Below are 24,477 nucleotides of genomic sequence, written 5' to 3' on the forward strand. Positions count from 1 at the left end.
CACGGTGATCGCAACTCCGGACCGTACGGGGTGGGGGTATCCGCGCGAATCCACCGTGGCGTGCACCGGCCGCGGCGCGAACACGCCGCCGCCACCACTCCCACGGCAGGCATGCCGGGCGCAGAATGAACGCACCGCCCCCAACTGCCCCACTCGGGCAGACCCTCAGCTCCCGGAGGAGCCATGCTGCTGCGCACCGCCCGCCCGGCCGGCACCCTGCGGACCGTTCCGCGCCCCACCGCCGAAACCCTCCCGCACGGCGCCGACATCCTCGACTACCTGCGCGCCGCCCGCACCACCCGAGGCCCCGTCCTCGACCTCGGCGCGGGCTGCGGACGCTTCGCCGTCCCGCTCGCCCGCCAGGGCTTCGACGTCGACGCCGTCGACCGCGACCCGGCCCGGCTCGCCCGGCTGCGCAGCTGGGCCGCCACCCTGCCCGACAGCCACCCCGGGCGGGTCACCGCGATCCGCGCCGACCTCGCCGACCTCACCCTGCCCCGCCGCTACGGCCTGGTCATGCTCGCGGGCGGGCTGATCCTCGAACTCCCCGAGCAGGTGCGGGCGCCACTGCTGCGCCGGCTCGCGGCCCACCTGACCAGGAACGGCCTGCTCGCCCTCGACTGGATCGCCCCCGACCACCGCGGCCTCACCCCGCCCACCGACCTGCGCGCCTGCGGACTGCGCACCGTACGCCGCGACCGCCGGCCGCTGCCCGACGGCCGCTCCAGCACCTTCCTGCTCTGCGCCCGCCGGGACCGATGAACGCCCGCCTTCGGCACTGACGTTGTGTCGCCGGCGCGTCACAGGACCTCGGATACCATGCCTCCACTGGTGACGCGGAGGGGGCGACATTGGCGACATCAACCGGAGGCAGATCCTCCGAGCACGCACTGTCCGTCTACCGCGCACTCCGGGCCCGCGGCTCCCACCGCTTCTCCGCGCTCACCGGCGAGCTGGGACTGACCGAGGTCCAGGCCGCCGACTGCTGGGCCGAGCTGGAGGCCCTCGGCCTGGTCAGCGGCGCCGGACCGGACGAGGACGCGCAGGTCACCGCGGTCGACCCGGAGGTCGCCCTGCTGCGCGTCCTCGCCCGCGAGGCTCAGGAGGCGCGCGCCCGCCAGCAGCGCACCGAACTCGCCTACACCGCCGTCGAAGAGCTCACCCGGCGCTACCTGCGCGGCGGCACGGCGGTGCCCTCCGAGGTCGAGGTCGAGGTGCTGACCGGCAGCAGCCGGGTCCAGCAGACCCTGGAGGGCCTCTCCGACACCGTCCGCACCGAGATCGCCTCGATGCACCCGGGCGCCCTGCCCACCGGCGAGTTCCTCACCGCCGGACTCGACCGCGACCGCCGGCTGATCGAGGCCGGCGCCCGGGTCCGGGCGATCTACCAGCAGCGTTTCCTCTCCGTCCCGGCGCTCGCCGACTACTTCCAGCGGCAGATCGAACTCGGCGTCGAGGTACGGCTCGCAGCCGTCGTCCCGCTCAACATGATCCTCAGCGACCGCCGCCTCGCCCTGCTGCCGATCGACCCGGACGACCTCGACTCCGGCGCCATCCTGGCCCGCGGCTCCGCCCTCGTCCGCTCCTACACCGCGCTGTACGACTACTGCTGGCACACCTCCGCCGTCCTCGGCCGCACCGAGGAGTACCAGCACGGCAGCGACCGCCTCACCGACCAGCAGCACGCCGCCATCCGGATGCTCGCGGCGGGCATGAAGGACGAGAAGATCGCCCGCTCCCTCGGCATCTCGCTGCGCACCCTCAGCCGGCTGCTCTCCGAGGTCATGCAGGAACTCGGCGCCTCCAGCCGCTTCGAGGCGGGCGTGCGGGCGGCCAAGCTCGGCTGGCTGGACTGACCGGGCGACCGCGCCGCCTCGGCGATCCCCTCACGAGCGGCGAAGTCACCGTCCGTTGAGGCTTCTTCGCGCTGCGCGATGGAAGTCCGGGTCTCCTGGCGGCCCACAAGGTACGATGGGACCAAATCTTTGGTCGACCTGTGGGTGGGGCTGATGGCACGCGAGACCCTGACTGCGGACCGTGAGGCCGCCACCCGCCAACTGCGGGACGTGGGGCTGCGGGTGACCGGCCCGCGGCTGGAGGTGCTCCAGCTGCTGGCCGCCGAGCCGCACCAGGACGTCGAGTCCATCACCGAGGCCGCGCGCGAGCGGCTCGGCACGCTCACCAGCCAGGCCGTCTACGAGATGCTCCGCAACTTCCTGGAGACCGGGCTGGTCCGCAAGTTCGAACGTCCGGGCCGTACCGCCGTGTTCGAGCTCTCCGGCCCGCCGCACCACCATGCGCTGTGCACCCGCTGCGGCCGGGTCGCCAACGTCGACGCCGAGGCTCCCGCCCCGCCCCGCAAGGGCCTGCGGGGGTGGCGGGTCGACGAGGCCGAGCTGGTCTTCCACGGCGAGTGCCCCGACTGCCGGGGCCGCCACCCGGCGTGAGTCATCGCCTTTGCCGCTACGGAAGTCGGCCGGCCCGGTCGACTTCGCCCCGGCCACCACGACCGCCCGACCGCCCTCCCCGTCAGCGTCGTGCGCTTCACCCCGCCCTCAGCACCGACACCGCCCCGACCGGCACCGCCCCGGCCGGCAGCCCCCGCACTCCGTGGATCTGGTGCCGGCCTCCCCGATCGAGGAGGCCGGCACCGACCGCGGGGGCGGTGCCGGGCGATCAGAAGGCGAAGAGGGGGCCGGTGGGCGGGGTGGGGCGGGTGCCGGGGCGGGGTGGGGTGAGGGGGGTCGGGGTGATCGGGGCGCCGGGTGGGTCGCCGAGGGCGCGGGCGAGGCGGGTGGCTCCCTCCGGCATGACCGGCCAGGACCAGGCGGCCAGGGCGCGGGCGACGGCCAACTGGGCGGTCAGGGCGGCGTGGTGGCGTGAGCGGTCGCCGGCGCGGTCCCGTTCGGGGGCGTTGACCAGCTGGAACTCGGTTGCCAGCCGGACGACTTCGTCCAGCAGGGCGACGGCGCGGCGCGGGTCGAAGCTCTCCGGCCGGTAGGCGGTGCGCAGTTCGGCGGCCGTGACGGTCAGCCGGTCGTGCAGGTCGGTCCAGCCGGCGCCCCCGGGTGCCGCGTCCGGGACGGCGCCGTGGCAGTCCTCGCGCAGGGTGGCGAACAGCCGGACCAGCCAGGGGTTCCACTCCTCCTCCAGCACCTGGCGGGAGCGGTCCAGCTCCTCCAGGGTGAAGTCGGTCGGCCGGCCGACCGGCCGCTGGGACAGCACGTGCCGACGCAGCGCGTCCGAGCCCGCCTCGGTGAGCGCGTCCAGGGCCCAGACCGCGTGCCGCTGCCCGGTGGACATCCGGCGGCCCAGGTAGCGGTACGGCTCGTTGACCTGGTGGCCGACCGGCACCGGCCGGCCCAGGTGCAGCAACAGGGCCGGGAGCAGGGCGAGTCGCAGGTGCGCGTGGTCGAAGCCGAAGAACTGCAGCGCCCCCTCCCGCTGCCCCTCCTCGGTCAGCAGGTGCGCGGCCGCCGCCTCGAAGCGGGAGTCCACCCGCTGTTCCTCGAAGCCGGGCACGGTCACCTCGACGCCCCAGTCCGCCGGGTGGCTGACCGCGACCTCCGCCAGGCCGTCCCGGGCCATCTGCTCGCACAGCAGGGACAGCCGCGGCGCCATCGGGGTGGCCGCCCAGTGGTCGAGCAGCGCCTCGCGGTGCGCCTCCAGCGGCAGGTAGAGCCGCCGGTGCCGGCGCAGTTCGGCCGGGGTGCCGCAGAGCACGCAGAGCGGGCGCAGCAGGTCCCCGCAGTCGTTGGGGCGGGCGCAGGAGCGACAGACGTTGCCGTCCGAGGTGGCGCCGCAGTACGGGCAGCCGCCGGTGACCAGCACACCGTGCAGCCAGCGCTCGCAGGGGCGGCAGTACGGCAGCAGCCGGCTGCGCGCCACCACCGTTCCGTCGGCGTGCAGTCGGGTGAGCAGGTCCTGCACGTGGCTGCGGTAGCCGGGTTCGCGGGCGGGTTGCAGCAGGGTGTCGAACTCGACGCCGGCCCGCTGCAGGTCCACCGTGATGCTCTCGCCGTAGCCGTCGGCGACCTCCTCGGCCTTGCGTCCCTGCGTCAGCGCGCAGAGCCGAACTGCCGTGTGGTGGTGGTCGATTCCACTGCTCAGCCGGACCGGACGGCCGTCCGACCGCAGGAAGCGCCGCAGCACGTCCGCGGCGACGTACGGGCCGGCCAGGTGGCCGACGTGCAGTTCGCCGTTGGGTACGGGTGCGGTGGCGGTGATCCGGATGGGTGTGGTGGTCATGGACGGGCCTCCTTGCCGTCGGGTTGCCCCCGTCGTCGTTCGCTCGCTTCGGCCGGTCTTCGGGGTTCGAAGCCCGGCCATCGGGTTCCGGGCCCGGTCATCGGGGTTCGAAGTGGAAGGACCGGATGAAGCAGTCCCTCGGCTGGTCGACCGCGAAGGCGAGGCAGTCGAACAGGGCCTGCGCGGTGAGCCGTTCGCGCGGACCGTGGTGGGTGTCGCCGGTGTGGCGGGTGCCGTCGCGGGTGCCCTGATGGGCGCCCTGGTGGGCGCCGTCCCACTCGGCGGCGCTCGGGTCGGACGTGGCGAAGTCGGGCGGGTAGAACGCCATCACCCGTACCCCGGAGGGCCGTAACCGGCGGGCCAGCACGTCCGCGAACCCGGCTTGGGCGCTCTTCGCGGCGTGGAAGGCGTCGTGGGCGGGCGAGCCTCCGTCGGTGTCCAGGCCGGACACCGAGACCATGTTGACGATGTCGGGGCGCGCGGAGTTCCGCAGCAGGGGCAGGAAGTGCTTGACCATCAGCACGGTGCCGGCGGCGGTCGCACCGATCGTCTCGACGATCTGCTCGTCGGAGGCGTCGTCCAGCGCGACCCCGCCGAGCCAGCGCGCGCCGTTGTTGACCAGCAGGTCGACCCGGTCGGTCAACTCGCCGACCCGGCCGGCGAAACGGGCGATCTCGGCGGGTTTGCTGAGGTCGCATCCGAAGGTGTGGATGCGTTCGCGCGCCACGCCTTCCAGCTGCCCGTCGACCACCTCCGCCGCGGACTTGGTCCGCGCCGACACGAACACCTCGGCCCCGAGGTGGGCGAACCCCACCGCCAGCGACCGGCCGAACGGGCGGGACGCGCCGGTGACGACGACCCTCAGGTTGTGGAATCTCATGGGCACGTTCCTTCTGTCGTGCGGCCGGACGCGGACACGGCGGCAGCCCTGCGGCGCGCATGGGGAAGGGCGGGGCGGAGCCCGGAACGGCCGGGCCCCACGCGCGGCGCGACACCGCGTACGACCATCGTTCCAGCCCGCTCGGCCCCGATGGCCCGCCGAGCACGGCGTGACCGCGCCGTGGCGTGTGGCCGCCACGGGGCGGCTGGCCGGCGGCGCGCCGGGTGAATTCAGGCGGCCGAGGCCACGGGCCCGCGCCAGGCCAGGGCGACCCGGCCCAGCAGCCGGGCGCGCTTGTGCGGGACGGTCACCCGGGTGAGCCGCCCGGCCTGTCGGACGGCGATGGCGGTCACCGGCCCGGCCGGGGTGAACAGCAGCGGTGCGGCGCCGTCGGCGAGGCGGTGCGGGAGGGTGCCGGGGAGGGTGAGGGCGGCGGCGAGGCAGCCGGCGCCGGTGAGGGCCAGGCCGGGGTGCCAGCCGGTGACGGTGAGGGCGCGGACGGGCAGCCCGGCGGGCTCGACGGCGCCGATCAGGGCGAGCTTGGGCAGGGCGCCGTCGGCGGGGTGGCCGAGCCGGGCGGCGGCGGCCGCGCGGATCGGGGCCAGCCGGGCCGCCGTCCGGGCGTCGGCGGCGAACAGCTCCGCGCCGCTCCGCAGGCCGAGGTCGGCGGCGGCCACGAAGGCGTACGGGTTGCCGAACGCGACCAGCGAGGCGCGGACTTCACCGGAGGCGGTCCGCAGCGCCTCGGACGCCCGGCCGGTGGGCAGCGGCTCCGCGGCCGCCTCCGGCTCGTAGTGCAGGGTGTACTCGCCCGGATCGGCGGCCTCGACCACCAGTGCGCCGCCCCTGCCGTGCAGCCGCACCGCCGCGCCAGGCCGCCGCAACTCGCGCACCCAGCCGAGCCGTTCGGCCACCAGCGCGGCCGCCAGCCCCGAGTGCCCGCAGGCCGCGCCGAAGTCGAAGCGCTCGGCCCGGCCCGGCAGGCCCTGGACGAAGCGGTAGTCGAGGTCGCCCCCCGCTGCGGCGGACGGGCTGATCAGCGCGAACTTCAGGACCTGGCCGCCGAGTTGCCCCCGGATCGCGGCCAGCGCGGGGCGCAGCCGGCACTCGTCGGCGGGCAGCAGCGCCGCGTCCAGGACGAGGGTCGGGCAGGGGGCGCCGACCGCCGATGCGAGGTGGCCGATCAAGGCCGGGCCGATTCGCCGTCCACCCAGAGCTGGTGGACCAGCAGCGCCCAGACCGCACGGGCGGTGGCGTCCTGCGGCGCGGCCGCCTGCCGGTCGAGCAGCGCGGTGACCTGCTCGGCGCGCAGCCGCCCGTCCCGGCGCACCCGGTCCGGGGCCAGCACGTCGCGGGCGAAGGCGGTGAGCGGCTGCCCGGGGGCGAGCATGGCGGCGACCGGCAGGGTGAACGGCTGCTTGGGCCGGCGCAGCACGGAGTCCGGGACGAGCCCGCGGGCGGCGGCGTAGAGCGGCTTCTTGACCTGCCCGCCGGAGACCTTGAGGTGCCCGGGTAGCCGGCGGGAGAGCTCGTGGACGGCGGGCTGGCAGTACGGCAGCCGCACCTCGACGGCCGAGGCCATGCTGAGGTGGTCGACCCGGCGCAGGTGGTAGGCGGGCATCCGCAGGCCGGTCTCGAAGCAGGAGATGGCGGCCATTCGGTCGCCTTCCTCCCTGAGCTGCGGCAACTCACCGACGCGGGAGGACAGTTCGGCCCGGTATTCGGCGGTGTACAGCCGCTCGCGCAGCGCCGTCGGCACCGCCGCCACCTCCTCCAGGTAGGCCGCCGTCCAGGGTTGCCCGGCCGGGGTGGCCAGGGCGGTGCGGATGCGGTCGTAGCCGCCGAACAGTTCGTCGGCCCCGTCGCCGGTGAGCGCGACGGTGAAGCCGGCGGCGCGCACGGCGGCGAACAGGGCGTGGGTGGAGACGGTGATCGGGTCGGCGTTGGGCTGGCCGAGGTGGGCGACGGTGCGCGGCAGCAGCTCGGGCAGGTCGGCCGGGTCGAGTTCGACCTCGTGGTGGACGGCGCCGCAGTGCCGGGCGACCTCGGCGGCGTGCCGGCGCTCGTCGCCCGGCCAGCGGCCGCGGTGGACCAGGGTGAAGGTGTGCAGGTCCGGCAGGTGCGGCGCGGCGAGGGCCGCGACCAGCCCGGAGTCCAGGCCGCCGCTGGCGACCACGGCGACCGGCACCTCGGCGCGGGCCAGCCGCCCGACCTCGCCATGCAGCACGGCGAGGGTCTCCCGCCCGGCGGTGGCCTCGTCCAGGACGTCGGACACCGGAGTGGACACCGCGCGCCGCGAGATCCGCAGCCCGCCGGACGCCGAGTACCGGGCGACGGCGGCCGGCGGCAGCACCCGTACGTGCCGGTACAGGGTGCGCTCGCCGAGCGGGGTGCGGTAGCGCAGATAGCGGTCCAACCCGGGCTCCCAGCGCTCCCGCCGTACGGTCGGGAAGGCGAGCAGCGCGGGCAGCTCGGAGGCGAACTCCAGGCCGTCCGCACCCTGGTGGTAGTAGACCGGCTTCATGCCCAACGGGTCGGTGGCGAGCAGGAGTTCGGGTTCGGCGGCGCGAAGGTCGAGCACGGCGATCGCGTACATCCCGTCCAACTGCTCGACGAAGGCCGGGCCGTACTCGGCGTACAGCGCGGGCAGCACCGAGCCGTCGCAGCGGTCGCGCAGCCGGTGGCCGCGGGCGAGCAGTCGGCGGCGCAGCTCGCCGTGGTTGTAGATCTCGCCGTTGAAGGCGACCAGGATGCCGTCGTCGAGGGTGTGGCCGAGCCGGTACGGCTGGTCGCCGCCGCGCGGGTCGGTGACGGCCAGCCGGTTGCAGCCGAGCGCCCAGCCGTCGCCGGCCAGCACGGACTGCCGGTCGGGGCCGCCGTGGTGCTGGCGGGCCGCCACCGCGGCGAGCGCGGCCCGGGTGGCCCTGGTGTCGGGGCCACCGCCCAGTCGGCCGAAGATCCTGCACATCGAGCCCACCCCTTCCCTGGTTCTGCTCAGCCGCGTCCTTGCCCTGGCCTACCGACGCCATGGCCGGTGCCCGCCAGCCGAGCCCGTTGTGAGCCGGGAGGCCGGGCGGAGAAGCTGACGTGGTCCTGCGGATGTCTCGCCACAGGACGTCCCGCCCATGGATTTCCCGCCGAAGTCCCGTCGAGAGGAGGCCCGTTGACCGCGCGCCCCGCACCCCGCCGAGCCCTGGTGGTGACCGCCCACCCCGACGACACCGAGTTCTGCGTCGCCGGCACCGTGATGCACTGGACCGCCCAGGGCGCCGAGGTCACCTACTGCGTGCTGACCGACGGCGACAACGGCGGCTACGACACCGCCCTGCCCCGGCAGAGCATCGCCCCGCTGCGCCGCGCCGAACAGCGGGCCGCGGCCGCGTACACCGGGGTCCGGGAGGTGCGCTTCCTCGGGTACCCGGACGGCCGGCTGGAGCCCACCATGGAGCTGCGCCGGGACATCACCCGGGTGGTCCGCCAGGTGCGGCCGGACGTCGTGGTGCTGCCGAGTCCGGAGATCAACTGGGCCCGGATCGCCGACGTCCACCCCGACCACCGGGCCGCCGGGGAGGCGACGCTGCGGGCGGTCTACCCGGACGCCCGCAACCCCTTCGCCCATCCGGAGCTGCGGGCACTGGGGCTGGAGGCCTGGGAGGTGCCGGAGCTCTGGCTGATCATGGGCCCGACGCCGAACCACTTCGTGGACGTCACCGAACTCTTCGAACGCAAGCTGGCCGCCCTCCAGCTGCACACCTCGCAGACCGCCAACCTGGACGACCTGCGGGCGCTGCTGCACCGCTGGCAGACCGAGCACGCCCGGACCGGCCGGCTGCCCGAGGGGCGGCTCGCCGAGGCGTTCCAGGTGGTCGAGCTGAACTGACCCACCGCTAGCGGTAGATGACCAGTTCCTCGCGCGAGGCCCCGGCCAGCCGGTAGCGCTCCGGCGCCACCGGGCGGCCGGTGTACATCCGGATCAGCGTGCCCTCGTCACAGCTCAGCTCGGCCGCCGCCCGGCCGTCCAGCACGTTGCCCAGCACCCAGTCCCCGCACGGGGTGATCGCGCAGACCCGGGGCGTCAGGCGCTCGCGGCTGACGGTGGCGAGCAGGGCGAGGGCGTCGTCCGTACCGAGGCTCTCGTACGCCCCGGGGGCGCCGATCGCCTCCCGGATGTCCCCCGCGTGCACCCATTCGCCGAGGGCGATGACGTCCAGATCGCCGCCCGCCGCCTCGATCGCCGGGCCGGCCTCGACCATGCCGAACTCCAGCTCGTCCAGGATCCGCTGGACGGGCCAGTCGGCGCGTTCGGCGACGTCGGCGGCGTTGTGCTCGGGGGTGAAGGCGGGCAGCCGCCCGTCGACGATCCGCATCAACGCGGCGCCGCAGTGGGCGAGCAGCTCGCGCACCGTCCAGTCCGGGCAGGCGGTGGGCAGCTCGAAGGCTTCGAGCGGGGTGCGGCGCAGCAGTGGCAGCAGGTTCTCGCGCTCGGCGCGCAGGAGTCTGCCAGGGCGCTCGGGGTCGCGCGTGGTGGTCATGGTGCTCTCCCGTCAGATAGGACTGCCGAGCGGTTCACATGGAGAGGTGCGGGCCGGGGCGCGGCCGCCGCCGGGGACCTGGGCGGCGGCCGCGTCTCGGCCCTATGGGCGTCAGCGGACGGCCGTGGTGAGGAAGCGCTCCTCGATGACGCGCAGGGTGCGCAGGTGGTCGACCTCCAGCGCGGTCATGTCGATCTTGCGGCCGCTGACCTGCTCCAGCAGGAAGACGAACTCCACGAAGGACAGCGAGTCGATCAGCCGGTTCTCGATCAGGTCGAGGTCGGCGGCGATGTCGCTGCGCTCGGGGTGGCGCTTGAGGATCCAGGACTTGATCGGCTCAAGGGTCTCGGACACGGTGGTGCTCCTTTGTCGTCGTGCGGGTGGGGGTGAGGGAGGAAGCGGAGGGGAGGAGCTCGGGCCGTTCAAGCGGCTCGGGCGGCTCGGGCCATTCAGGCGGCTCAGGCGGCTCAGGCGGCTCGGGCCGTTCAGGCGACCGGGATCGGCGCGCCGACCGCGACGGCGTAGTCGACGTCGTGGCTGATGCTGACGGTGATCCCGCTGACACCGGCCTCGTCGGCCAACCGGGCGGCGCGGCCGTGCAGTTCGATCAGCGGCCAGCCACCGGGCGCCTTGCGAACCTCGATGTCGAGCCAGGGCAGGATGCTGTCGGCGACCCGCAGGGTCTTGAACGCGGCCTCCTTGGCCGCGATCCGGCCGCACACGGCGAGGACGTTGATCCCGTCGGCCGTCCGGCAGTCGGCCAGCTCGCGCTCGGTGAGCAGGCGGGCGAGGAAGGGCTCGCCGTGCTCGCGGATCAGCTCGCGGACCCGCCCGGCCGAGACGATGTCCAGGCCGAGGTTCGCCCAGCCGGCGGGGGGCCCGGGCTCCGCGGCGGCGGTCATCTCAGACCGCCGTCCCGGCCTGCCGGACGGCCTGCTCGACGGCGGCGGTGGCCGCCTCCCAGCTGCCGTGCCGGCGGGTCAGGGCGGAGAGCCAGCGCTCCAGCCCGAAGGCCGCGCAGCTGGTGAAGGCGGCTTCGCCGGTGCCGGCCACGGTGATGCCGCAGCGCTCGCCGAAGAAGTTGCGGTGCACGTTGACGGAGGCGATGGCCAGGCCGTCGTACAGGAACTCCCACTTGACGGGCGAGAGTTGCTGGAGCAGCAGCCGGGCGCCGCCGCGGTCGTAGAACGGGTCGGTGGCGACCTCCTTGCTCAGCGGCAGGTCGAGCGCCTCGGCGAAGGCGGTGATCCGCGCGGTGAAGGCGGCCAGGTGCGCCTCGGTGTGCTCGCGCGAGCCGATGGCGACCACCTCCCGCATGTGGAAGCCGAGGATGCGGCGCAGGTCGTGGTACTCGGTCTCCTTGCGGAAGCACCGGCCGACCACGGTGACCAGGGTGCCGTCGGCGACCTCGGTGCCGGCGTGGGTCAGGTAGACCCCGTAGCAGGCGGCGGCCGGCAGGGCGAGCGCGCCCGGCTCCAGGGCCTCCCGGGGGAAGGACCCGGCGGCCGCGTCGAAGGGGTGCTCGGCCCGCTGGTCGAGGTCCAGCGGGGTGGCGAGGATCGCCTGGTGGGGGAAGTTGTCGTAGTAGTCGAGCCGGGCCAGGTCGGCGGCGGGCAGCAGCGCGGGCATGGTGAGCGGCGCGGCGCCCGCCTGGACGCCCCAGCCGGCGAAGGTGTCGTCGAGCAGTCGCATCAGGGCGGTGGCCTCGGGCCCGAGGGCGAACAGGCCGTCCTGGTCCGCTGCGCGGGCCGGTGGTGCTTCGGTGGGACTCATCGGTACCTCGTGGGGTCTCGGCGGTCGGAACGGACGGGGGTGGGTTCGGGGAGGTCGGGGTCAGCCGAGCGGCAGGGTGTCGTCGGCGAACAGACCGATCTTGCGGAAGAAGGCCATCGGCTTGCGGATCACCCGGCGCTCGGCGACGCGCCGGCCCGGGTCGGCGAGCACGGCGGCGCGCAGGGCGAGCGGGTCGGCGATCCCGGCGTCGCGGTAGACCTCGGGGTTGTAGAAGGAGTTGACGCTGTAGACGATGTACCGCTTGAGGTAGGCCTCGACCTCGCGCAGCCGGTCCTCGCCCACCCGCTCGCACATCAACGTGTAGAGGTGGCCGACCAGTTCGCGTCCGAAGGCGATGTGCCGGGACTCGTCCTGGTGGTGGATCGCGTTGACCTGGCGGATGGTGCGGCAGAGCCGCTCGTCCTGCCCCATCGCCATGTTGTAGTGGTCGACCATCTCCTCGAAGAACAGGACCTTGGCGAACACCAGGAAGTTCTCCACCTCCGGCTCGTACGTCGGCCCGGAGGTGAGGGCGACCACCGGCGGCCGGTAGATCTTTTTGCCGTAGCGCAGGCAGAACTCGGAGAAGAACCACATGTGTTCGTTCTCTTCGCCGATGAAGTGGTGGAAGAAGTCCGAGGGGACCTCGAAGCCCGGGGTGTGGATCCGGCTGATCACCTCCATCAGGAGTTCCCGGATGCCGTGCACGTTGAGGCTGTAGAAGTTGACGCTCTCCCACTTGGACAGCCGCTTGAGGGTGGCCTCGTCCAGCTGCTCCTGCTGGTCGGTGCCGGCCACCGAGAGCAGCTCGGGGCTCATCCACCACTGCTCCTCGTCCAGGTGGTCGGCCCAGTCGAAGCGCTGGTACGGGTTGTAGTAGTCCTCGATGGCCTTCTGGGAGAGCCGGTCGAGGAGCTCGCGGAACCGGTCGGTGACGTCGAGTTGGGGCGCGGTGGTCATGGTGCGGACTCCTTCGGGACTCGGGGCGGTGGGCTCGGGGCTCGGGGCTCAGGGCGGTGGGCTGGGGGCCCCGGGCTCAGGGCTCAGCGACGGGCCTGGTAGACCGCGCTGACGGCGGTCTCGGCGGCGCGACGCCAGCGGGTGAAGCCGGCCGCCTCGGCGATGGCGCGCAGCGCCTGCTCCCCGGAGTGGTTGCCGAGCGCGTGCGGGCCCTGCTGGGCGGCGGCCACCGGCAGGCACATCACGGCGGACAGGCTCATGAACATCCGTCCGGCCGGGTTGCGGTTGTCGGCGAGGGCGGCGGCCGCGTTGGGCTCGACGATCATCCAGACGCCGTCCTCGGCCAGCGCCTGGTGCGCCCAGCGGGCGGCCGGGACGGGGTGGCCCAGGTCGTGCAGCACGTTGAAGTAGCTGACCAGGTCGTAGTCCCGGCCGGGGAAGGCGTCGGCGGGGGCGACCTCGAAGCGCACCCGGTCGGCGAGGCCGGCCCGGCGGGCCAGTTCGCGGGCGTGCTCGATGGCGGCGGCTGAGTAGTCGAAGCCGGTGAACTCGGCCTCCGGGAAGGCCTCGGCCATGATCAGGGTCGAGTGGCCGACCCCGCAGCCGACGTCGGCGACCTTGCCGCCGGCCCGCAGCCGGTCCGCGACGCCGTCCAGCGCGGGCAGCCAGTGCCGGACGAGGTTGGCGCGGTAGCCGGGCAGGAAGAAGGCGCCCATGCCGGTGTCCAGCGCGTCGTCGTGGTCGGACCACTCGACGCCGCCGCCCTCGCGGTAGGCGCGCACCAGCTGGTCCTCGGTGGCGTAGAGGGCCTTGAGGGCGGTGAAGAAGGCGGCGACGTAGGCCGGGTCGTCCTCGTTCGCGAGGACGGCGGCGTGCTCGTCGGGCAGCCGGAAGCTGTCCTGCTCGGGGTCGTGCTCCAGGTAGTCGGCGCTGGTCTGGGCGTGCAGCCACTCGGTGGCGTAGCGCTCGTCCAGGCCGGTGCGGACGGCGAACTCCTTGGCGGTGAGCTGGCCGGCGCCGGACAGCGCGCGGTAGAGGCCGAGGCGCTCGCCGAGGGCGACGGTCAGGCCGCGGACGGCCGCGGCGGCGTCGTCGATCACCCGGTCGCGGAAGGCGGTGGTCATGGGGGGTACCTCCTGGCTCAGGGGGCCGGTCAGGCCGGGTCGGCGGTGTACAGGAAGGACCGCGGCACGCCCGGCACCTCGCGGGGCACCACCCGGTACGGCCAGCGGCCGAACTCGGCGCCATCGTCGCCGGGTTGGCGCACCTCGCGGGCCTGCCAGCCGCACTCGGCGAGGAACGTCTCGGGCTCGTCGGTGCCGAACCGCCAGGGCGCGCCGTCCTCGGCGAGGGCGTTCAGGAACGGCCTGGCCAGCGGGTTGACCAGCGAGAACTTGCTGGCGAAGTCGCCGAGCAGGACGGTGCCGGCGGCGGAGAGCTTGCGGATGGCGCCGAGCAGCCGGCGCACGTCGCTCTCGGCGAGGAAGAACGACAGGCCCTCGATCACCCACAGCGTCGGCCGGTTGGGGCGGAAGCCGGCCAGCAGCAGCATCTCGGTCCAGTCCCCGGCCAGGTCGACGGCCACCGGCTGGCGGACGATCCCGTTCGGCGGCTCGGAGTTGTCCAGCAGCTGGTCCTTGGCCAACAGCAGGGCGGGGCGGTCCAGTTCGTAGACGGTGGTGCCCTCGGCCCAGCAGTCCAGGCGGTACGGGCGGGTGTCCATGCCGGCGGCCACGAACACCACCTGGCGGATGCCCTGGTCGGCCACCGCCTTGGCGATGGCGCGGTCCAGGTAGCCGGTGCGGATCGCCAGGAACTCGACGGTGCCGGCGCCCGCGTAGCGGTCGAGCAGCTTGAAGCCGGTGTCGGCGGCGACGGTGCGGGCGTACGGGTCGACGAAGACGGCGTCTTCCCGCTCGGACTCCAGCGCGCGGGCGGCGGCCGTCCACTGGGCGGTTTTCGAGACTGCTTCCATGGGGTGGGGCTCCTTGGGGGTTGACGGTCGGCGGACGGGGGCGGCTGTCGTCAGGCGGCGGGGACGGGCGGGGCGACGTGCCCCGGGTGCACCGGGTCGACCGACAGCGGCGCGGTGCTCTGGCTCCGCCGGCGTTCGAAGATGCTGTGCAGGATCATGCTGAAGACCAACTTCCCCTCGCTGTCGACGAGTTCGCAGCGCGGCTGGACGATCCCGGTGCCCGGCCGGCCGAACGAGGGCATGGCGCCGATCACCCGCATCCGGGCGGTCAGCACGTCGCCGGGCCGCACCGGCTGGTGGTAGCGGATCTCGTCCACGCCGGGCGAGCCGACGCAGGCGCTGTCGGCGAGCAGGCCGTCGACGTAGCGGCGCATGAACAGCCCGGCCGTCTGCCAGCCGCTCGCGATGATCCCGCCGTACGGCGAGTCCTGCGCGCGGTCCGGGTCGACGTGGAAGGGCTGCGGGTCGTACTGCTCGCCGAAGGCGATGATCTGCTCCAAGGTCACGGTCACGGTGCCGAGTTCGAACACGTCACCGGGCTTGAAGTCCTCGAAGAAGTACACGGATTCCCCTGCCGGTCGGCACCGGGGGGCGGTCGGTCCACACGGACCCCGGCGCGGGCTGTCGAGACGCCTTCACGGTAGTACGGCGGGCGATGATTTGGTCAATCCAAAAAAACGACTATGTCAGAACAACCGTGGGGCGGGGTGGACGGGTTCGGGCGGGAGCGGGGGCGGGCCCGCCGGGGATCGAGGCGGGACCGGGGCGCAGGTGGGGGCGGGGCCGCGGCAAGGGCGGGGGTGGCCCGTCGTGGATCAGCCGAGGCCGCGCAGGGCCTGGGCGAGGTCCCGCCAGAGGTCCTCGACGTCCTCGATGCCCACCGAGAGCCGCACCGTGCCCGCACCGATGCCGGCCTCCTTCAACTGGGCGTCGCCCAGTTCGCGGTGCGAGGTGGAGGCCGGGTGGGTCACCAGGGTCTCCACGCCGCCGATCGACAGCGCCAGCCGGGCCAGCCGGACCGCGCCGATGAAGCGGCGGCCCGCCTTCCGGCCGCCGGCCAGGTCGAAGGAGAGCATCCCGCCGTACCCGGCCAGCAGCCGGTCCGCCACCGCCCGGTCGGGGTGCCCGGCCAGGCCCGGCCAGTGCACCGCCGCCACCGCCGGGTGCGCGGACAGCCGTTGCGCCAGCAGCGCCGCGTTCTCGCCGTGCTGGCGCATCCGCACCGCGAGGGTCTGGAGCCCCCGGATGGTCAGCCAGGCCGCGAACGGGTCCGGTGTGGCGCCGAGTTCGACCGCCCGGGTCCAGACCGTGCGGTGCAGCTCCCGGTCCGCGAAGACGGCGATCCCGCCGAGCACGTCGCTGTGCCCGGCCAGGTACTTGGTGCTGGAGTGCACCACCACGTCCGCGCCGTGCTCGATCGGGCGGCACAGGATCGGCGAGGCCAGCGAGTTGTCCACCACGCCGAGCAGCCCGTGCTCCCGGCCGGCCGCGAGCAGCGCGGGCAGGTCGCAGACCCGGGTGGTCGGGTTGGCGATGGTCTCCAGCAGGAGCAGCCTGCTGGTCGGCCGCCGGGCCGCGGCGATCTCCTCGGGGCTCTCGGCGTCCAGGTAGCTGGTCTCGATGCCGTAGCGGCGGCCGAGGTCGGACAGCACCGCGTAGGTGCCGCCGTACAGGCACTTCTGGGCCAGCACGTGGTCGCCCGGCTTCAGCAGCGACAGCAGGACGGCGCTCATCGCGCCCATTCCGGAGGAGCTGGCGATCGCCGCCGCGCCGCCCTCCAGCGTGGCGACGGCCTGTTCCAGCGCGCGGACCGTCGGGTTCCCGCGCCGGGTGTAGACGAAGTCGCCGTCCGGGCCGGCCATCGCGGCGGCGATGGCGTCCGCGTCGTCGAAGGCAAAGCCGGTGGTCTGGTGGATCGGCACGCTGAGCGGGCCGGTGCGGCCCGCTTCGCCTCCGGCCGCGTGCCGGGCGGCGGCGTGCACCACCAGGGTCCGGGGGTCGAGTTCGGGTGCGGGTGCGGCGGGTTCACGAGTCGTCATGGCGCCCAGGATGGGGCCGGACCCCCGGGCGATGGCAAGGGGGTATCCCGAAATGCCCGGCTGATCCATCGGAGTTGACATGGTCGTCGCCGCAGACTTCCCCTGATACCCCACCCCCCTACCCCAGCAGCCCCTCCCTCTCGGCGGGCCCACCGCCTACCATGTCGGACGGATCATCAGACAAAAGGACGATGAGGCGGGGGGGGGCACCGGACATGCGGCGCTTGGGGGAGCTTGAGGCGGAGATCATGAACCGGCTCTGGTCCTGGGGCGAACCGACCACGGTCCGCAGACTCGTGGACGACCTCAACACCTGCCGTCCGATCGCCTACACCACCGTGATGACCGTGGCCGAGATCCTCTACCACAAGGGCCATCTGCGCCGCCGCAAGGCCGGTCGGATCTGGCTGTACGAGACGGTGCGCAGCCGCGAGGAGTACACCGCCGCGCTGATGGCCGACGCCCTCACCGCCAGCACCGACCGCTCCACCGCCCTCGCCGCCTTCGCCGAGCAGATCACCCCCGAGGAGCGGCAGGCACTGCGCGCCGCCCTGGAGGCACTGCTCGCCGAGCGGGCCGAATGACCGTCCTGGCGGCGCTCGTCCTCGCGCTCTACGCCGTGCTGGCCGGGGTGCTGGCGCCCGGCCGGCTGGCCCGGGCCGCCTGGCCGCAGCGGGCGCCGCGCCTGGCGCTGACCGCCTGGCTCGCCCTGGCGGCCGCCTTCACCGCGGCCGTCGCGCTGACGGCCTACCACCTCGCCCTCACCGGGCCCGGAGCGCACGCCCACGGGCTGCTGGCCCTGCTGGAACCGGGCACGCGGGCCGCCGGCCCCGAGGGCCCGGCCGTCCTGGTGCCGATCGCCCTCGCCGCGGCCTGGCCGCTCGCCCGGATCGCCGCCGCCGCCCGTCGGGCCCGCCGCGACCGGACCGAGCACCTGGAGCGCCTCACCCTGGCCGGCCGCACCGACCCCGGTCTCGGCGCCGTCCTGCTGGACCACCCCACGCCGGTGGCGTACTGCCTGCACCGCGGGCCGGTGGTGATCAGCAGCGGGACGGTCGCCCGGCTGACGGACGGCCAGCTGTACGCCGTGATCCAGCACGAGCGGGCCCATCTGGCCGGACGCCACCACCTGTTGCTCACCCTCGGGGCCGGATTGGCCGACGCCTTCCGGGGGTTGCCGCTCGGCCGGGGCCTACGGGCGCAGATCGCACCGCTGTTGGAGATGCTGGCGGACGACCGGGCGGCCCGCAGCTGCCGCCCCGAGGACCTCGCGGCGGCGATGTGCGAGGTGGGAACGCCGCACCCCTCCCCCGCCACCCTGCCGGCCGGCGGCGGATCGCGCACCCTGCTGCGGATGCGACGGCTGCTGCGCCCCGCGCCCCGACCGCGGCCGGCCGTACGGCTGGTGGCGCTGGCGCTGATCGCCCTGGCGCCGCTGGTGCCGTACCTGCTCACCTGCGGCCCGACACCGGGCTGAGCCAACCCCCGTACGCGGCGCCCGGGATGGGCCCTCGCCGACCCTGTTCATTACCCTGGGGGGGTATGGTATGTTCGCAAGTGAAGCAGCCGCCCGGGCAGTCCGGCGGTGCGGACACTCACGACAGGAGCACACCCATGAGCGAGACCGCCGTCACCATCGAGTCCGCCGCCACCGAGTCCTCCTCCTGCTGCGGCTCGTGCGGCACCAACGCCGCCGCGGCCCCGGCCGCCGACTCCGCCCAGACCTCGGTCTTCCAGGTGAAGGGCATGACCTGCGGCCACTGCGTCAGCTCGGTCACCACGGAGCTGAAGAAGCTCGACGGCGTCAACGACGTCGCCGTGGACCTCGCCACCGGCCAGGTCACCGTCGGCAGCACCCAGGCGCTCGCCGACTCCGACGTGGCCGCCGCCATCGACGAGGCCGGCTACGACCTGATCGGCCGCATCGAGGCCTGACCCTGGGATCGACCCGGGCGGGCCCCCCGCCCGTCCGGGTCGGCACCGCCCGACGCGCCCCCCGGTAGAGTGAGACCACTCCTCCCCGCACAGGAACCGGAGACGGCCATGGCCAGCTACAGCTCCCACAAGGACGACTTCCTCAAGCGGCTCCGCCGCGTCGAGGGCCAGATCCGTGGCCTCCAGCGCATGGTCGAACAGGACACCTACTGCATCGACGTCCTGACCCAGGTCTCCGCCGCCAGCCGCGCGCTCCAGTCCTTCGCCCTCCAACTCCTGGACGAGCACATCGAGTGCTGCGTCCGCGACGCCATCGCCGAGGGTGGCCAGGAGGCGAACACCAAGATCCGTGAGGCCAACCAGGCCATCGCCCGCCTCGTCCGCTCCTGAGGCCTGACGCGCGCATGGGGACGCCCTCCGGTGGCAGCTGCCACCGGAGGGCGTCCCCTCGCGTCGTCACCAGGTAGGGGTATCCCTCACCGGTCGGCCGGCGTCCCCGCCAGCTGGGCCTTGATCAGGCCGAGTACGGCCGGGGCCTGGTCGGCCAGGTAGAAGTGCCCGCCCGGGAAGACCTTCAGGTCGAAGGCGCCCCGGGTGTGGCTCTCCCAGACCCGGACGTCGTCGACCGCGACCCGCGGGTCCGCGTCGCCGGTCAGCGCGGTGATCGGGCAGTCCAGCACGGCGCCCGGCTCGCCCCGGTACGTCTCGATCGCGGTGTAGTCGCTGCGCAGCGGCGGCAGGATCATGTCGCGCAACTCCTGGTCCGCGAGCACCTGTTCGCCGGTGCCACCGAGCACCACCAGCTCGGCGAGCATCCCCTCGTCGGGCAGCAGGTGGACCCGCTCGTCGCGGTGGACCGAGGGCGCGCGGCGGCCGGAGACGAACAGGTGGGCCGGGGCGTCCAGGCCGTCCTTGGCGAAGCGCAGCGCCACCTCGAAGGCGAGCACCGCGCCCATGCTGTGCCCGAAGAAGGTCAACGGCCGGTCCGCGCAGGGCCGCAGCACCTCGTACAGCCGGTCGGCCAGCTCCGCGACCGAGGTGATCCCCGGCTCGGTCCGGCGGTCCTGCCGCCCGGGGTACTGGACGCACAGCACGTCGGCGTGCGGGGAGACCGCGGCGGACACCGGGTGGAAGTATCCGGCCGACCCGCCCGCGTGCGGGAAGCAGACCAGCCGGGGCGCGGCCGCCGGCGCGGGGTGGTACCGGCGGAGCCAGCGGGTGTCGACCTGGGTGCTGTCGCCTGACATGGGGGTCCCTTCGTTCGCCTGCGCAAAAACGTTCTGCCCGTCCGTCAGATCCTCACCGACCCCACCCCGCGCCGTACAGCCCCGACGACCCCCTGTTCCGGGGCAAAACCGCTTCCGCGCCGCCGATTGCGCGCGGCAGAGTGACCGGACGCCCGGCGGTCCGGGACGCCGCGAGGGAGGGGTGCGCCGTGGTCATCGAGTTCGTCCGCCGGCTGGACGGCCTGGTCCACCGATTCCGGCCGGTCCGTGGCGCAGCTGGAAGGCCGGCAAGTCCTACCTCTACGACCTGCGCCACGTCGACGGCGAGCCGCCGCCCTCCTGAAGCGCGCCGACCCCGCCACCGCGCGCCCGCTCGTCCGCGTCGGCGAGCCACAGGTACACCGGCGCGAGCCCGAGTTCGAGCGCCATCAGCACCAGCTGGAACCAGTGCGGCCGCCCGGCTACCACGATCGACAGCACCCGGGCGAGGCCGCCCAGCAGGAAGACCGCCGCCAGCCGGCGCACCGTCCGGGCGGGCACCGGTGTCTGCCGGGCGGCCTGGATCCAGGCCACGCCGTAGCCCGCGAAGATCGCGCCCATGAAGCGGCCGAAGCTGTCGGCCGTCGGGCCGGCGTCCGCGATGCCGGGCATCGCGGCGTTCCCCAGCAGGATGTGGAGGAATCCGATCGCCACACAGGCGATCCCCATCGTCCACGCGAGCACCCGTAACGCCTTGGCCATGACCCACCCGCCTTCCGGTTGACACGTGTCTACCAAGCTAGCGCCGGACCGTGGACACGTGTCAAGTAACGTGGCCCGCATGCCAGTCCACGAACGACGCCGACGTCTCGCCCCCGCCGAGCGCCGCGCCCAGCTGCTCTCCGTCGGCGCCCTGCTGTTCGCCGCCCGACCGTACGAAGACGTGCTGATGGAGGAGGTCGCCGAGCAGGCCGGGGTCTCCCGCGCGCTGCTCTACCGGCACTTCGCGAGCAAGCACGAGCTCTTCGCGGCGGTCTACCGGGAGGCCTCCGACGGCCTGCTCGCCAAGACCCGGTTCGACCCGGCCGACACTCTGGTCGATCAGCTGATCGAAGGCATGGACGCCCATCTGGACTACTTCATCGCCAACCGGCACGCCGTGCTCGCGGCCAACCGGGTGCTGGCCGGGGACCAGGTGATCCAGACCATCATCACCGAGGAGCTGGACGCGCTGCGCTCCCGGCTGCTCGGCGTCCTCTCGCTCGCGGACGAGCGGGCGCGCCAGGCGGTGTCCCAAGTCCTGCGCAGCTGGCTGGTGTTCGTCCGGGTGCTGGTCATCGACTGGCTGACCGAGGAGAGCTGCAGCCGCACCGAGCTGCGCGACGCGTGCATAGGCGCCGTCCTGGGCGCGCTCCGGCCGCTGCTGCCCGCCGATCCGGCCCCCGAGTGGAGGCATCGAGGGCATACCATCGGTATGTAACGGGAGAAGCGCCACAAGCGTCCAATTTCCCATGACAATACGACAATTGGATGTCTTGACTCGCCTCGACCAGCCGGACCACCCACCCCGCGAAGGGACCCATGGACTCCGCCGCAGCCGACACCCGGACCACCCTGCCCCCGCTCCACCGGCTCCCCACCACCCCCGCGCAGCCGCCCCACCTCACCACCCTCCCGGACGGCACCCCCGCGTGGCTGATCACCCGCTACCACGACGTCCGGCAGGTCCTCGGCGACCCCCGGGTCACCCGGGCCGACCTCCATGACGTCGGCACCGCGGGCGCCACCGCCGACGTGGCCGCCAACCCGGCGTCACTGTTCAACCAGGACGGGCCCGCCCACCGCCGACTGCGCGGCACCGTCCAACGGGCCTTCACCCCACGGGCCATCGCCGGCTGGCAGCCCTGGGTCGCGGCCGCCGTCCAGCAGCAGGTGGACCGGCTGGTCGCCGCCGGGCCGCCCGTCGACCTGGTCGCCGCGTTCGCCCGGCCGGTGCCCTTCGCCGTCACCACCCGGCTGATGGGGCTCGACGGGGACGGGCCGGACCGCCTGGACGAGGAACGGCTGCACCGCTGGACCCTCGCCCTGCTCGCCCAGGGCGGCCCGCCGGACCAGCCGCAAACCACCGACCACGACGACACCCTCGCCGAATTCGGCCTCTTCATGGCCGAGTTGGTCGCCCGGCGGCGCCGCGAGCCCGGCGACGACCTGGTCAGCCGACTGGTCCGGGCCGCCGACCAGGACGGCGGCGTCCCCGAGGAGTCCCTCGTCTTCCTGGTCGCCGGGCTCACCGCCAGCGGCAACGAGAGCGTCGCCGGAGCCCTGGCCAACGCCCTGGTGTACGTGCTCGGCGAACGCCCCGGGCACTGGCCGCGCCTCGCCGACCCGGCCACCGCCGAGCGCACCGCCGAACGCCTGCTGCACTACATCCCGCTCGGCGACGACCAGGCCACCATCCGCCGCACCACCGCACCGGTCGAGATCGGCGGCGTCACCGTCCCGGCCGGCTCCGTCCTCGCCCTCAGCCTGAACAGCGCCAACCGCGACCCGGCCGTCTACCCCGGGGGCCTGGAGGCCGACCTCGGGTTCCCGCTGCCCGCGCCCACCCTCGCGTTCAGCTCCGGCCCGCACTACTGCATCGGCGCCTGGCGGGTGCGCCTGGAGATGCGCGAGTCCCTGCACCGGCTGGCCGCCGCCCTGCCCGGCCTGCGCCTCACCACCCCGGTCGCGGAGCTCGCCTGGCAGCTCGGCAGCACCACCAGGAGCCCGTCCCGGATGCCGGTCGACTGGTAGCGCCGTCATCTGGCCGTGCCGTCATCCTGGTCGTGCCGCCGCCTGGTGGTGGTGCCGCCGTCGCCCCGCTCGGCGCTCAGCCGTCGAGCAGGGCGCTCAGCCACAACTCCCGGCGCCGCTCGGTGTATTCGGCGTCGCCGCGCCAGACCTCCCCGTGCCCCTGCGCCCAGAGCCGCGCCCAGGGCTGCACACCGCGGCCCGCCCGGCGCCGCAGGAAGTCGTGCATGGCCATCGACCGCGCCCCCAACAGCGGTACCAGGGCCCGCCGTTCACCCTCGTCCAGCCCGTAGGCGTCGACGAAGAGGCGCAGCCGGCCCGCCGCGTCGGCGTCGGCGAGCCGCCAGTCCGGCTGCGCCGACAGCGGCAGGAACCCGTGCAGCGCGTACGCGAGATCCCAGAGCCGCGTGCCGGGGGCGGCCGTGTCCCAGTCGATGAACGACCACGGGTGCTCACCGCCGCCCACCAGGTTCCAGGGCGCCAGGTCATTGTGGGCGATGATGTCGGCATCGCCCCCGGGCGGCATCAGCGTCTGCCAACGGGCGTCCGGCGGCGGCGTGAAGCCCTGGACGGCGTCGTGGAACTCCCGGATCAGGCGCGCGACTCGGGCCAGCTGATCGGCCGGGCGCAGCAACGCGAAGCGGTCCGGCCAGAGCGCCCGGCCCGGCTGGTACGTCAGCACCTCGCGCCCCTGCCCGTCGAGGCCGAGCGGGCGCGGCGCCGCCCGGAAGCCCGCCGCGTGCAAGTGCTCCAGCAGTGCGTGCACCGCGGGCGTCCACGGGCCGGCCGGGCGCCGTACGGTGTCCCCGACGCGGACCACGCCGGCGTTCATGTTGCCGCCGGACAGCGGCAGTTCCTCTTCGCTCAACTGAACAGCCCCTCCCCCAGGGTGCCGCCCTCCGGCGCCCCCGGCAGGACGTACGCCACCGCCGAAGCCGTGTGCTCGATGAAGGAGTTGAGCGCGTCGCGCGCCGCCAGCCGCTCCTGGACCCGGGTGAACTGGGCCGGATCCCGGACGAAGGCGCAGAACAGCAGACCCCGGTCGCCCGGTCCGTCGTCGTAGCTGTAGCCCCGTCGCAGCATCCGGGCGCCGCCGTCCAGCCGGGGACTGGAGAGCCGGACGTGCGCGGTGGCCGGGATGACGTACGAGCCATCCGGGTTCTTGGTGTAGATGTCCGGCTCGTCGTGCTCCGCCGTGCCGGTGAGCGGGGAGCCGTCGGCGGCGCGGCGGCCCATCACCTGCTCCCGTCGGCCGCCGGGGAGGGCGGCGAAGGCCGCGGTGTCCATCCGGATCCGGCGGTAGACCAGCACCGTTCCGTGCTCGTGCGGGCCCGGCGGGCCCCAGACCCACTGCCCGGCCTCCACCGCGGTCGGGTTCGCCGTGCCGTCCTTGAAGCCGAACAGGTTGCGCGGGGTGGCGCCCCCGGCCGTCCGGGCCAGGAAGCCGGACTGGGTCCAGCGCACCGTCGCGCCCGCCGCCCGGGCCGCCTCGCCGACCTGCTCGGCGACCACCGACAGCGGCCAGCGGTCCGCCGCGCACAGCTGGATCACCAGGTCGCCGCCGCCGCGCGCCGGGTCGAGCCGGTCCCCGGCGAAGGCGGGCAGCGCGGTCTGCAAGGCCGCGGGAACGTTCAACCCCAGCCGGGCGGCGAGCTCCGGCCCGACCCCCACCAGGCTGCTGAGCGCGGCCGGTTCGCCGCCCCGCAGGCGGGCGTCCGCCGGGTCGGCGCCGGAGGCCTCGGCGAGCACCCGGGTCAGCTCGCCGAGCAGGCCGCGCAGTGCGGCCCGCCCGTCCGAGGTCGCGGCGGGCGTCAGATCGAGGGCCAGCAGCTGGGTGGCCGGCTGCTGCGGAGCCGTCACCCCGGACTGGCGCTCGCCGTGGAACGGGAACGCCCGCTGCTCCGGCGGCGCCGCCGGGCCGCGCCCGCCGCCGCTGCCGCCCAGGGCCAGCGCCGCGGCCCCCGCGCCCAGCCCGGCGGCCAGCACGGCCCCGCCCGCGAGCAGACCACGGCGGTCCACGCCGCCCCTGACGGTGCGCGGCTGGTCCTGCGCGGCCTTCGGGCCCTGCGCGGCCTTCGGCTCCTGCGGGTCCCGGGCCTTTCCGGATTCGGCATGCATGGGCGACATTGGAGACGATAGA

The 24,477-nt window shown here is 74.3% G+C and carries 27 protein-coding genes; 10 read left to right on the forward strand and 17 right to left on the reverse strand.

Annotation, left to right across the window (positions count from 1 at the left end; all coding sequences use genetic code 11):
* The first annotated feature begins 183 nt into the window (after positions 1–183).
* The 3 genes from QWJ13_RS01610 to QWJ13_RS01620 all read left to right on the forward strand — a co-directional run bounded on the left by QWJ13_RS01610 (position 184) and on the right by QWJ13_RS01620 (position 2,447).
* Positions 184–762, forward strand: coding sequence for a class I SAM-dependent methyltransferase (locus QWJ13_RS01610; RefSeq protein WP_316519996.1), 579 nt, complete (start codon positions 184–186; stop codon positions 760–762).
* Positions 763–851: 89 nt separating this feature from the next.
* A complete protein-coding gene (locus QWJ13_RS01615) occupies positions 852–1,856 on the forward strand; it encodes a helix-turn-helix transcriptional regulator (protein WP_316519997.1) in 1,005 nt (334 codons plus the stop codon).
* 153 nt (positions 1,857–2,009) lie between these two features.
* Entirely contained in the window at positions 2,010–2,447 is a 438-nt protein-coding gene (locus QWJ13_RS01620; RefSeq protein WP_316519998.1) for a Fur family transcriptional regulator, read from the forward strand.
* A 229-nt stretch (positions 2,448–2,676) separates the two neighbouring features.
* On the opposite strand, the gene QWJ13_RS01625 is transcribed toward QWJ13_RS01620, so the two are convergent.
* From QWJ13_RS01625 to asnB, 4 genes are all read right to left on the reverse strand, one after another.
* Positions 2,677–4,248: a class I tRNA ligase family protein gene (locus QWJ13_RS01625; protein WP_316519999.1), complete on the reverse strand. Its 1,572-nt coding sequence runs from the start codon at positions 4,246–4,248 to the stop codon at positions 2,677–2,679.
* Positions 4,249–4,345: 97 nt separating this feature from the next.
* A complete protein-coding gene (locus QWJ13_RS01630) occupies positions 4,346–5,128 on the reverse strand; it encodes an SDR family NAD(P)-dependent oxidoreductase (protein WP_316520000.1) in 783 nt (260 codons plus the stop codon).
* A 230-nt stretch (positions 5,129–5,358) separates the two neighbouring features.
* Positions 5,359–6,315: a PrpF domain-containing protein gene (locus tag QWJ13_RS01635; RefSeq protein WP_316520001.1), complete on the reverse strand. Its 957-nt coding sequence runs from the start codon at positions 6,313–6,315 to the stop codon at positions 5,359–5,361.
* Positions 6,312–8,096, reverse strand: a complete 1,785-nt coding sequence (asnB, locus tag QWJ13_RS01640) for an asparagine synthase (glutamine-hydrolyzing) (protein WP_316520002.1) — start codon at positions 8,094–8,096, stop codon at positions 6,312–6,314. The genes QWJ13_RS01635 and asnB overlap by 4 nt, the downstream gene beginning before the upstream one ends.
* Positions 8,097–8,291: 195 nt before the next feature.
* Here asnB and QWJ13_RS01645 point away from each other — a divergent pair, with 195 nt between their 5' ends.
* Positions 8,292–9,008, forward strand: a complete 717-nt coding sequence (locus tag QWJ13_RS01645) for a PIG-L deacetylase family protein (protein WP_316520003.1) — start codon at positions 8,292–8,294, stop codon at positions 9,006–9,008.
* Between the two features lie 7 nt (positions 9,009–9,015).
* On the opposite strand, the gene QWJ13_RS01650 is transcribed toward QWJ13_RS01645, so the two are convergent.
* From QWJ13_RS01650 to QWJ13_RS01690, 9 genes are all read right to left on the reverse strand, one after another.
* Entirely contained in the window at positions 9,016–9,660 is a 645-nt protein-coding gene (locus QWJ13_RS01650) for a maleylpyruvate isomerase family mycothiol-dependent enzyme (RefSeq protein WP_316520005.1), read from the reverse strand.
* Positions 9,661–9,771: 111 nt separating this feature from the next.
* On the reverse strand, positions 9,772–10,014 hold the full coding sequence (locus QWJ13_RS01655; protein WP_316520007.1) for an acyl carrier protein: 243 nt from the start codon (positions 10,012–10,014) through the stop codon (positions 9,772–9,774).
* A 131-nt stretch (positions 10,015–10,145) separates the two neighbouring features.
* Positions 10,146–10,562: a holo-ACP synthase gene (gene acpS / locus QWJ13_RS01660; RefSeq protein ID WP_316520008.1), complete on the reverse strand. Its 417-nt coding sequence runs from the start codon at positions 10,560–10,562 to the stop codon at positions 10,146–10,148.
* 1 nt (position 10,563) lies between these two features.
* The gene (locus tag QWJ13_RS01665; RefSeq protein ID WP_316520011.1) at positions 10,564–11,433 is read right to left on the reverse strand and encodes a class-II aminoacyl-tRNA synthetase family protein; all 870 of its coding nucleotides are present in this window, start codon (positions 11,431–11,433) and stop codon (positions 10,564–10,566) included.
* Positions 11,434–11,493: 60 nt separating this feature from the next.
* Positions 11,494–12,393, reverse strand: coding sequence for a diiron oxygenase (locus QWJ13_RS01670; RefSeq protein WP_316520013.1), 900 nt, complete (start codon positions 12,391–12,393; stop codon positions 11,494–11,496).
* Positions 12,394–12,476: 83 nt separating this feature from the next.
* Entirely contained in the window at positions 12,477–13,517 is a 1,041-nt protein-coding gene (locus tag QWJ13_RS01675) for a class I SAM-dependent methyltransferase (RefSeq protein ID WP_316520015.1), read from the reverse strand.
* A gap of 29 nt (positions 13,518–13,546) precedes the next feature.
* Positions 13,547–14,368: a class I SAM-dependent methyltransferase gene (locus tag QWJ13_RS01680; RefSeq protein WP_316520016.1), complete on the reverse strand. Its 822-nt coding sequence runs from the start codon at positions 14,366–14,368 to the stop codon at positions 13,547–13,549.
* A 50-nt stretch (positions 14,369–14,418) separates the two neighbouring features.
* Positions 14,419–14,931, reverse strand: a complete 513-nt coding sequence (locus tag QWJ13_RS01685; RefSeq protein WP_316520017.1) for a MaoC family dehydratase — start codon at positions 14,929–14,931, stop codon at positions 14,419–14,421.
* Positions 14,932–15,183: 252 nt separating this feature from the next.
* Positions 15,184–16,407 carry a trans-sulfuration enzyme family protein gene (locus QWJ13_RS01690; protein WP_316520018.1) on the reverse strand — a complete coding sequence of 408 codons (1,224 nt, stop codon included), beginning with the start codon at positions 16,405–16,407 and terminating at the stop codon, positions 15,184–15,186.
* A gap of 215 nt (positions 16,408–16,622) precedes the next feature.
* Between QWJ13_RS01690 and QWJ13_RS01695 the strand changes: the two genes are divergently transcribed.
* The 4 genes from QWJ13_RS01695 to QWJ13_RS01710 all read left to right on the forward strand — a co-directional run bounded on the left by QWJ13_RS01695 (position 16,623) and on the right by QWJ13_RS01710 (position 18,732).
* Positions 16,623–16,991: a BlaI/MecI/CopY family transcriptional regulator gene (locus tag QWJ13_RS01695; RefSeq protein ID WP_316520019.1), complete on the forward strand. Its 369-nt coding sequence runs from the start codon at positions 16,623–16,625 to the stop codon at positions 16,989–16,991.
* A complete protein-coding gene (locus QWJ13_RS01700) occupies positions 16,988–17,884 on the forward strand; it encodes a M56 family metallopeptidase (RefSeq protein ID WP_316520020.1) in 897 nt (298 codons plus the stop codon). The genes QWJ13_RS01695 and QWJ13_RS01700 overlap by 4 nt, the downstream gene beginning before the upstream one ends.
* Positions 17,885–18,021: 137 nt before the next feature.
* The gene (locus QWJ13_RS01705) at positions 18,022–18,342 is read left to right on the forward strand and encodes a heavy-metal-associated domain-containing protein (protein WP_316520021.1); all 321 of its coding nucleotides are present in this window, start codon (positions 18,022–18,024) and stop codon (positions 18,340–18,342) included.
* 69 nt (positions 18,343–18,411) lie between these two features.
* Positions 18,412–18,732 (forward strand): metal-sensitive transcriptional regulator, encoded by a 321-nt coding sequence (locus QWJ13_RS01710; RefSeq protein ID WP_432277408.1) that lies wholly within the window; start codon positions 18,412–18,414, stop codon positions 18,730–18,732.
* A gap of 86 nt (positions 18,733–18,818) precedes the next feature.
* On the opposite strand, the gene QWJ13_RS01715 is transcribed toward QWJ13_RS01710, so the two are convergent.
* On the reverse strand, positions 18,819–19,589 hold the full coding sequence (locus tag QWJ13_RS01715; protein ID WP_316520025.1) for a thioesterase II family protein: 771 nt from the start codon (positions 19,587–19,589) through the stop codon (positions 18,819–18,821).
* A gap of 279 nt (positions 19,590–19,868) precedes the next feature.
* Positions 19,869–20,309 carry a DUF4345 domain-containing protein gene (locus tag QWJ13_RS01720; RefSeq protein WP_316520026.1) on the reverse strand — a complete coding sequence of 147 codons (441 nt, stop codon included), beginning with the start codon at positions 20,307–20,309 and terminating at the stop codon, positions 19,869–19,871.
* Positions 20,310–20,388: 79 nt separating this feature from the next.
* On the opposite strand from QWJ13_RS01720, the gene QWJ13_RS01725 reads away from it, so the two are divergent.
* Both QWJ13_RS01725 and QWJ13_RS01730 read left to right on the forward strand, forming a co-directional pair.
* The gene (locus tag QWJ13_RS01725) at positions 20,389–21,027 is read left to right on the forward strand and encodes a TetR/AcrR family transcriptional regulator (RefSeq protein WP_316520027.1); all 639 of its coding nucleotides are present in this window, start codon (positions 20,389–20,391) and stop codon (positions 21,025–21,027) included.
* 101 nt (positions 21,028–21,128) lie between these two features.
* Positions 21,129–22,340, forward strand: a complete 1,212-nt coding sequence (locus QWJ13_RS01730; RefSeq protein ID WP_316520028.1) for a cytochrome P450 — start codon at positions 21,129–21,131, stop codon at positions 22,338–22,340.
* A gap of 76 nt (positions 22,341–22,416) precedes the next feature.
* Here QWJ13_RS01730 and QWJ13_RS01735 read toward each other — a convergent pair whose 3' ends face one another.
* Together QWJ13_RS01735 and QWJ13_RS01740 are read right to left on the reverse strand one after the other, a co-directional pair.
* Positions 22,417–23,169: a phosphotransferase enzyme family protein gene (locus QWJ13_RS01735; RefSeq protein WP_432277442.1), complete on the reverse strand. Its 753-nt coding sequence runs from the start codon at positions 23,167–23,169 to the stop codon at positions 22,417–22,419.
* Positions 23,170–23,201: 32 nt separating this feature from the next.
* Entirely contained in the window at positions 23,202–24,455 is a 1,254-nt protein-coding gene (locus QWJ13_RS01740; protein ID WP_316520030.1) for a Dyp-type peroxidase, read from the reverse strand.
* Positions 24,456–24,477 lie beyond the last annotated feature (22 nt).

The organism is Kitasatospora brasiliensis (assembly GCF_032654805.1).
Lineage (GTDB): Bacteria > Actinomycetota > Actinomycetes > Streptomycetales > Streptomycetaceae > Kitasatospora > Kitasatospora brasiliensis.